The organism is Serratia sp. HMSC15F11, assembly GCF_001808215.1.
GTDB lineage: Bacteria > Pseudomonadota > Gammaproteobacteria > Enterobacterales > Enterobacteriaceae > Serratia > Serratia nevei.
Window position 1 is genome coordinate 70,897 of sequence record NZ_KV792508.1, and the last position, 7,376, is coordinate 78,272.

The following is a 7,376-nucleotide window of genomic DNA, read 5'->3' on the forward strand; positions in this document are numbered from 1 at the left end:
TGCAGGGGGCTACGATGTTCGCTTTAACCCACGGCCGGATCTATACCGGCCACGACGTACTTGATGACCATGCAGTCATTATCGCTGATGGGCTGATCGAGAGAGTCTGCCCGGCGGCTGAATTGCCCGCCGGCATCGAAACGCGCGACCTGGGTGGCGCCATCCTGGCCCCCGGGCTTATCGACGTGCAGCTGAACGGCTGCGGCGGCGTCCAGTTCAACGATTCGCTGGAAGCGATTTCGGAAGAAACGCTGGAGATCATGCAGCGCGCCAACGAGAAATCCGGCTGCACCAGCTATCTGCCGACGCTGATCACCAGCAGCGACGAATTCATGAAGCACAGCGTCGACGTGATGCGCGCTTATCTGAAAAAGCACCAAAACCAGGCGCTGGGCCTGCACCTGGAAGGGCCCTACCTCAGCCCGGTGAAAAAAGGCACCCATAACCCGGCGTTCATTCGCAAGCCAACGCAGGACATGATCGATTACCTGTGCGCCAACGCCGACGTGATCACCAAGGTGACGCTGGCGCCGGAAATGGTTGAGCCGCACGTTATCAAGCAGTTGACCGAGGCCGGCATCGTGGTCTCCGCCGGCCACTCGAACGCCACCTACGATCAGGCACGCACCGGCTTCGCCGCCGGCATCAGCTTCGCCACCCACCTGTACAACGCCATGCCGTATATCACCGGCCGCGAACCGGGGCTCATGGGGGCGATCTTCGATACGCCGGAGGTCTATACCGGCATCATCGCCGACGGCCATCACGTGGCCTGGGCGAGTATCCGTAACGCCAAACGCCTGAAAGGTGATAAATTGGTATTGGTCACCGACGCGACCGCACCGGCAGGTGCAGATATTGACCAATTTATTTTCGCCGGTAAAACAATATACTATCGGGATGGGCTGTGCGTGGATGAGAACGGTACCCTGAGCGGTTCCGCGCTGACCATGATCGAAGCGGTGCAAAACAGTGTCGAGCATATCGGCATCGCGCTGGACGAAGCGCTGCGCATGGCGACGCTGTATCCGGCGCGCGCCATCGGCGTCGAGCAGCGTCTGGGCACCATCGAAGCCGGCAAGGTGGCTAACCTGACCGCCTTCACCCGTGATTTCAAGATCACCAAAACGCTCGTTAACGGTAACGAGGTTTAATTCAATGAACAGCGAGTAACATTATTGATGAGCACTGGCGGACAAGCACAAATAGGGAACGTTGACTTAGTCAAACAGCTTAACGGCGCGGCAGTTTACCGCCTGATCGACCAGCAGGGCCCGATCTCGCGCATTCAAATTGCCGAACTCAGCCAGCTTGCTCCCGCCAGCGTCACCAAAATTACTCGCCAGCTGCTGGAGCGCGGGCTGATCAAAGAAGTCGATCAGCAAGCCTCCACCGGCGGCCGCCGCGCGATCTCCATCGTGTCGGAAACCCGTCATTTCCATACCGTCGCGGTGCGTCTCGGCCGCCACGACGCCACCATCACCCTGTATGACATGAGCGGTAAATCGCTCAGCGAAGAACACTATCCGCTGCCGGAACGCACCCAGGAAACGCTGGAAAATGCGCTGTTCGCCGCCATCGCCCAATTCATCGAAGCAAACCAGCGCCGCCTGCGCGAGCTGATCGCCATCGCGGTGATCCTGCCCGGCTTGGTGGATCCGGCGCTGGGCGTGGTGCGCTACATGCCGCACATCAGCGTCAGCAACTGGGCGCTGGTCGACAACCTGCAGCAGCGCTTCAACGTCACCAGCTTCGTCGGCCACGACATCCGCAGCCTGGCGCTGGCGGAGCACTACTTCGGTGCTACCCGCGACTGCGAAGACTCGATTCTGGTGCGACTGCACCGCGGTACCGGCGCCGGCATCATCGTCAACGGGCAGATTTTTCTCGGCAATAACGGCAACGTCGGCGAAATCGGCCATATCCAGATCGATCCGCTGGGTGAACGCTGCCACTGCGGCAACTTCGGCTGCCTGGAAACCGTAGCCGCCAACGCGGCGATCGAACAGCGCGTGCGCCAGCTGCTGAGCCAGGGCTACCCGAGCAAACTGACGCTGGAAGACTGCGGCATCAACGCCATCTGCAAGGCCGCCAACCGCGGCGATCTGCTGGCCAGCGAAGTGATCGAACACGTCGGCCGCTATCTGGGCAAGGCGGTGGCCATCGCCATCAACCTGTTCAACCCGCAGAAGGTGGTGATCGCCGGTGAGATCACCGAAGCGGACAAGGTGCTGCTGCCGGCGATCCAGAGCTGCATCAATACCCAGGTGCTGAAGGACTTCCGCAAAAATCTGCCGGTGGTGACCTCCGAACTCAATCATCGCTCGGCGATCGGCGCTTTCGCCCTGGCCAAACGCGCGATGCTCAACGGCGTGCTCTTGCAGCGATTGCTGGAAAGCTGATCCGCCGCTTCTGGCAGGTGTGTTATCGTCACCCCTTGCCTGCCGTAATCATGAGAAACAGCGACAAATGAAAATCAAAAACGTTATATGCGATATCGACGGCGTGCTGCTGCATGACAATACGCCGGTGCCCGGCGCCGATCTGTTCCTGGCGCGCATCCAGGAACAAGGCATGCCGCTGGTGGTGCTGACCAACTACCCGTCACAGACCGCGCAGGATCTGGCGAACCGCTTCGCCGCCGCCGGGCTGGAAGTGCCGGAGAGCGCGTTCTATACCTCGGCGATGGCCACCGCCGATTTCCTGCGCCGCCAGGAAGGCAAAAAAGCCTACGTGGTCGGCGAAGGCGCCCTGATCCATGAGCTGTACAAAGCCGGTTTCACCATCACCGACATCAACCCGGATTTCGTGATCGTCGGTGAAACCCGCTCTTACAACTGGGACATGATGCACAAGGCCGCCTACTTCGTCAGTAACGGCGCACGCTTTATCGCCACCAACCCAGATAGCCACGGCCACGGCTTCTCGCCGGCCTGCGGCGCGCTGTGCGCCCCCATCGAGAAGATCACCGGCCGCAAGCCGTTTTACGTCGGCAAGCCCAGCCCGTGGATCATTCGCGCCGCATTGAACAAAATGCAGGCGCACTCGGAAGAGACGGTGATCGTCGGCGACAACCTGCGCACCGACATTCTGGCGGGCTTCCAGGCCGGTCTGGAAACCGTGCTGGTGCTGTCCGGCGTCTCCACGCTGAGCGACATCGAAACCATGCCGTTCCGCCCGAGCTACGTCTACCCTTCCGTTGCCGATATCACCATCTTCTGATGCATTTATGGCGGCTGCCCGGCCGCCATTATTTCTCTCTTCCTGACCGCAGTTTGAATTTAATTCGTTCATGGCCACAAAAGGTTTCAGCCTGCCTGCGCTAAAAATCCTCATTATAACCTTACGCCCCGCCAATAGCTGATATTGCCGGCCAGCGGAAAACCTTTACCCCTAATTAATGAGGCTACCATGAGCACAGATAACATGATCAATGCCGCCGCCGATGACGCAGCCATTATGCCGACTATCGCCAATAAAAAAATCCTGATGGGTTTTTGGCACAACTGGGCCGCCGGCGCCAGTGACGGCTATCAGCAAGGCCAGTTCGCCAATATGAACCTGACCGATATTCCTGCCGAATACAACGTGGTGGCCGTCGCCTTTATGAAAGGCCAGGGTATCCCAACCTTCAAACCTTACAACCTGTCCGACGCCGAGTTCCGCCGCCAGGTGGGCGTGCTGAACAGCCAGGGCCGCGCGGTGCTGATCTCCCTCGGCGGCGCAGACGCGCATATCGAGCTGAAAACCGGCGACGAAGATAAGCTGAAAGACGAGATTATTCGTCTGGTGGAAGTCTATGGCTTCGATGGCCTGGATATCGATTTGGAACAGGCGGCGATCGGCGCCGCCAATAATAAAACCGTTTTGCCTGCGGCATTGAAAAAAGTAAAAGACTATTACGCCGCGCAGGGGAAAAACTTTATTATCAGCATGGCGCCGGAATTCCCGTATTTACGCACCAACGGCACCTACCTGGATTATATCAACGCCCTCGAAGGCTATTATGACTTTATCGCGCCGCAATATTATAACCAGGGTGGCGACGGTATTTGGGTGGACGAGCTCAACGCCTGGATCACACAAAATAACGACGCCATGAAAGAGGACTTCCTCTACTACCTGACGGAAAGCCTGGTCACCGGCACCCGCGGCTATGCAAAGATCCCTGCAGCAAAATTCGTCATCGGTCTGCCGAGCAACAACGATGCCGCCGCCACCGGCTACGTAGTCAACAAACAGGCGGTATATAACGCCTTCTCCCGTCTCGACGCCAAGAACCTGTCGATCAAAGGCCTGATGACCTGGTCAATCAACTGGGACAACGGCAAGAGCAAGGCCGGCGTGGCCTACAACTGGGAGTTCAAAACCCGCTACGCGCCGCTGATTCAGGGCGGCGTTACCCAGCCGCCGGGAAAACCTAATGCACCGACGGCGCTGACGGTCGCCGATCTGGGCGCCACCTCGCTGAAGCTGAGCTGGGCCGCCGCCACCGGCGCCTTACCGATCGCCAGCTACACCGTCTACCGCAACGGCAACCCGATCGGCCAGACCACCGGCCTGTCGCTGGCCGACGGCGGCCTGACGCCGGCCACCCAGTACAGCTACTTCGTTACCGCAACCGACAGCCAAGGCAATACCTCGCTGCCGAGCAGCGCGCTGGCGGTCAAAACCGCCAACGACGGCACGCCGCCCGATCCGGGGGCGCCCGAGTGGCAGAACAACCACAGCTACAAAGCCGGCGACGTGGTGAGTTATAAAGGCAAGAAATACACCTGCATCCAGGCGCACACCTCCAACGCCGGCTGGACGCCGGACGCCGCCTTCACCCTGTGGCAGCTCATCGCCTAATCGCTAATCGATTGCCGGCCAGACCGGCCGGCAATCCCGTCATTACGCTAAAAATTGCATAATCGCCAATTTTTCCCGCCAATAACTGAAAATCCGTTAAAAATCGCAGCCACGCAAACAACTATTTCTCAGCGTATGGCTAAAACGCTTGCATCTCCTGCAGCTTTAGGCGCATTTTCATAACCACAGCGCAGCAAAACCGCTTTATCGCTGATGAATCGGCAATGCTGCCCATAACAGTAAAAAACAACATCACAGTCATGAAAGCCCGTTAGGAGAGTTGTATGTGTTCTATTTTCGGTGTGCTCGATCTGAAGTCCGATCCCGTTGAACTGCGTAAGAAAGCGCTGGAGCTGTCGCGCCTGATGCGCCACCGCGGCCCGGATTGGTCCGGCGTCTACGCCAGCGACAAAGCCATTTTGGCCCACGAACGCCTGTCGATCGTCGACGTCAACAACGGCGCTCAACCGCTGTACAACGCCGCGCACACCCACGTTCTGGCGGTCAACGGCGAAATTTACAACCACCAGGCGCTGCGCCAACAGCTGAGCGACCGCTACGCGTTCCAGACCGGATCCGACTGTGAAGTGATCCTGGCGCTGTATCAGGAGAAAGGCCCGGACTTTCTCGACGATCTGCAAGGCATGTTCGCCTTCGCCCTGTATGACACCGAAAAAGACGCTTACCTGATCGGCCGCGATCATCTGGGCATCATCCCGCTGTACATGGGCCACGACGAGCACGGCAACCTGTACGTCGCTTCGGAAATGAAAGCGCTGGTGCCGGTGTGCCGCACCATCAAGGAATTCCCGGCCGGCAGCTACCTGTGGAGCCAGGACGGTGAGATCCGCGAATACTATCGCCGCGACTGGTTCGATTACGACAGCGTCAAAGACAACGTGACCGACGCCGCCGCCTTGCGCACCGCGCTGGAAGAGTCGGTGAAAAGCCACCTGATGTCCGACGTGCCTTACGGCGTGCTGCTGTCGGGCGGGCTGGATTCCTCTGTCATCTCGGCGATCACCAAGAAGTACGCCGCGCGCCGCGTGGAAGATCAGGAACGCAGCGAAGCCTGGTGGCCGCAGCTGCACTCCTTCGCCGTCGGCCTGGAAGGCTCGCCGGATCTGCGCGCCGCGCAGGAGGTCGCCAACCATCTGGGCACCGTGCACCATGAGATCCACTTCACCGTGCAGGAAGGCCTGGACGCCATCCGCGACGTGATTTACCACATCGAAACCTATGACGTCACCACCATTCGCGCCTCGACGCCAATGTACCTGATGTCGCGCAAAATCAAGGCGATGGGCATCAAGATGGTGCTCTCCGGCGAAGGTGCGGACGAAGTGTTCGGCGGCTACCTTTACTTCCATAAGGCGCCGGACGCCCGCGAATTCCACGAAGAGACCGTGCGCAAGCTGCTGGCGCTGCATATGTTCGACTGCGCGCGCGCCAACAAGGCGATGTCCGCCTGGGGCGTTGAGGCCCGCGTGCCGTTCCTGGACAAGAAATTCCTCGACGTGGCGATGCGCATCAACCCGAAAGATAAAATGTGCGGCAACGGCAAAATGGAAAAACACATCGTCCGCGAATGTTTCGAGTCCTATTTGCCGGCCAGCGTGGCCTGGCGCCAGAAAGAGCAGTTCTCCGACGGCGTTGGCTACAGCTGGATCGACACGCTAAAAGAGGTCGCTGCGCAGCAAATCAGCGATCAACAGCTCGAAACCGCGCGTTTCCGCTTCCCGTACAACACGCCGACCTCTAAAGAAGGCTACCTGTATCGCGAAATCTTCGAGGAGCTGTTCCCGCTGCCGAGCGCCGCCGAATGCGTGCCGGGCGGCCCGTCCGTCGCCTGCTCGTCCGCCAAGGCCATCGAATGGGACGAATCGTTCAAGAAGATGGACGATCCTTCCGGCCGCGCCGTTGGCGTGCACCAGGCCGCCTATAAATAATCGCGCGGCGTTTTCCCCAAGGCGGGCCTTTTGGCCCGCCTTTTTGTTGCCTTTTCCCCCCGCCAACTGCCTGAATTGCCGATTTTATCGCCATAATGTTCACAACCCAGACAAACGGCGCTTCCCGGCACTTTTTCGGGAAAAAACTTGTTGACGCAAATCGGTCATATACGCATAATGCGCCCCGCAACGCCGATGAAGGCAAAGCAAAAAAAGAGGGCTACGTAGCTCAGCTGGTTAGAGCACATCACTCATAATGATGGGGTCACAGGTTCGAATCCCGTCGTAGCCACCATCTCTTTTTTGCATTGCGGGAGTGGCGAAATTGGTAGACGCACCAGATTTAGGTTCTGGCGCCGCAAGGTGTGCGAGTTCAAGTCTCGCCTCCCGCACCATTTCTCTTCATCGTCGGCGCAGTATGTTGATGGGGTATCGCCAAGCGGTAAGGCACCGGTTTTTGATACCGGCATTCCCTGGTTCGAATCCAGGTACCCCAGCCATATTCTTTCGAGAATGGGGTTTCAACATAAGATTTGTTTGCAGGTGGGGTATCGCCAAGCGGTAAGGCACCGGTTT

5 protein-coding genes and 3 tRNA genes are annotated in these 7,376 nt (G+C 58.7%); all 8 read left to right on the forward strand.

All coding sequences use genetic code 11. The features are described 5' to 3' along the window. Positions 1–14: 14 nt before the first annotated feature. Positions 15–1,154, forward strand: coding sequence for an N-acetylglucosamine-6-phosphate deacetylase (nagA, locus tag HMPREF3138_RS23130; RefSeq protein WP_038877480.1), 1,140 nt, complete (start codon positions 15–17; stop codon positions 1,152–1,154). Positions 1,155–1,181: 27 nt separating this feature from the next. Further along, positions 1,182–2,402, forward strand: a complete 1,221-nt coding sequence (locus tag HMPREF3138_RS23135; RefSeq protein WP_004939956.1) for a DNA-binding transcriptional regulator NagC — start codon at positions 1,182–1,184, stop codon at positions 2,400–2,402. 67 nt (positions 2,403–2,469) lie between these two features. Next, positions 2,470–3,222, forward strand: a complete 753-nt coding sequence (locus HMPREF3138_RS23140) for an HAD-IIA family hydrolase (RefSeq protein ID WP_004939957.1) — start codon at positions 2,470–2,472, stop codon at positions 3,220–3,222. A gap of 189 nt (positions 3,223–3,411) precedes the next feature. After that, on the forward strand, positions 3,412–4,851 hold the full coding sequence (locus tag HMPREF3138_RS23145) for a chitinase ChiC (RefSeq protein ID WP_038877478.1): 1,440 nt from the start codon (positions 3,412–3,414) through the stop codon (positions 4,849–4,851). Between the two features lie 284 nt (positions 4,852–5,135). Then, positions 5,136–6,800, forward strand: coding sequence for an asparagine synthase B (asnB, locus tag HMPREF3138_RS23150; protein WP_004939961.1), 1,665 nt, complete (start codon positions 5,136–5,138; stop codon positions 6,798–6,800). Between the two features lie 218 nt (positions 6,801–7,018). After that, positions 7,019–7,095: transfer RNA gene (locus HMPREF3138_RS23155), tRNA-Met, on the forward strand. A gap of 15 nt (positions 7,096–7,110) precedes the next feature. Further along, positions 7,111–7,195: transfer RNA gene (locus HMPREF3138_RS23160), tRNA-Leu, on the forward strand. Positions 7,196–7,225: 30 nt separating this feature from the next. Beyond that, positions 7,226–7,300, forward strand: a tRNA-Gln gene (locus HMPREF3138_RS23165). Positions 7,301–7,376 lie beyond the last annotated feature (76 nt).

What these genes read in the sequence shown, in the direction of transcription:
- nagA (WP_038877480.1), top strand. Translation starts at nt 15, where the DNA reads ATGTTCGCTTTAACCCACGGCCGGATCTATACCGGCCACGACGTACTT.
- HMPREF3138_RS23135 (WP_004939956.1), top strand. Translation starts at nt 1,182, where the DNA reads ATGAGCACTGGCGGACAAGCACAAATAGGGAACGTTGACTTAGTCAAA.
- HMPREF3138_RS23140 (WP_004939957.1), top strand. Translation starts at nt 2,470, where the DNA reads ATGAAAATCAAAAACGTTATATGCGATATCGACGGCGTGCTGCTGCAT.
- HMPREF3138_RS23145 (WP_038877478.1), top strand. Translation starts at nt 3,412, where the DNA reads ATGAGCACAGATAACATGATCAATGCCGCCGCCGATGACGCAGCCATT.
- asnB (WP_004939961.1), top strand. Translation starts at nt 5,136, where the DNA reads ATGTGTTCTATTTTCGGTGTGCTCGATCTGAAGTCCGATCCCGTTGAA.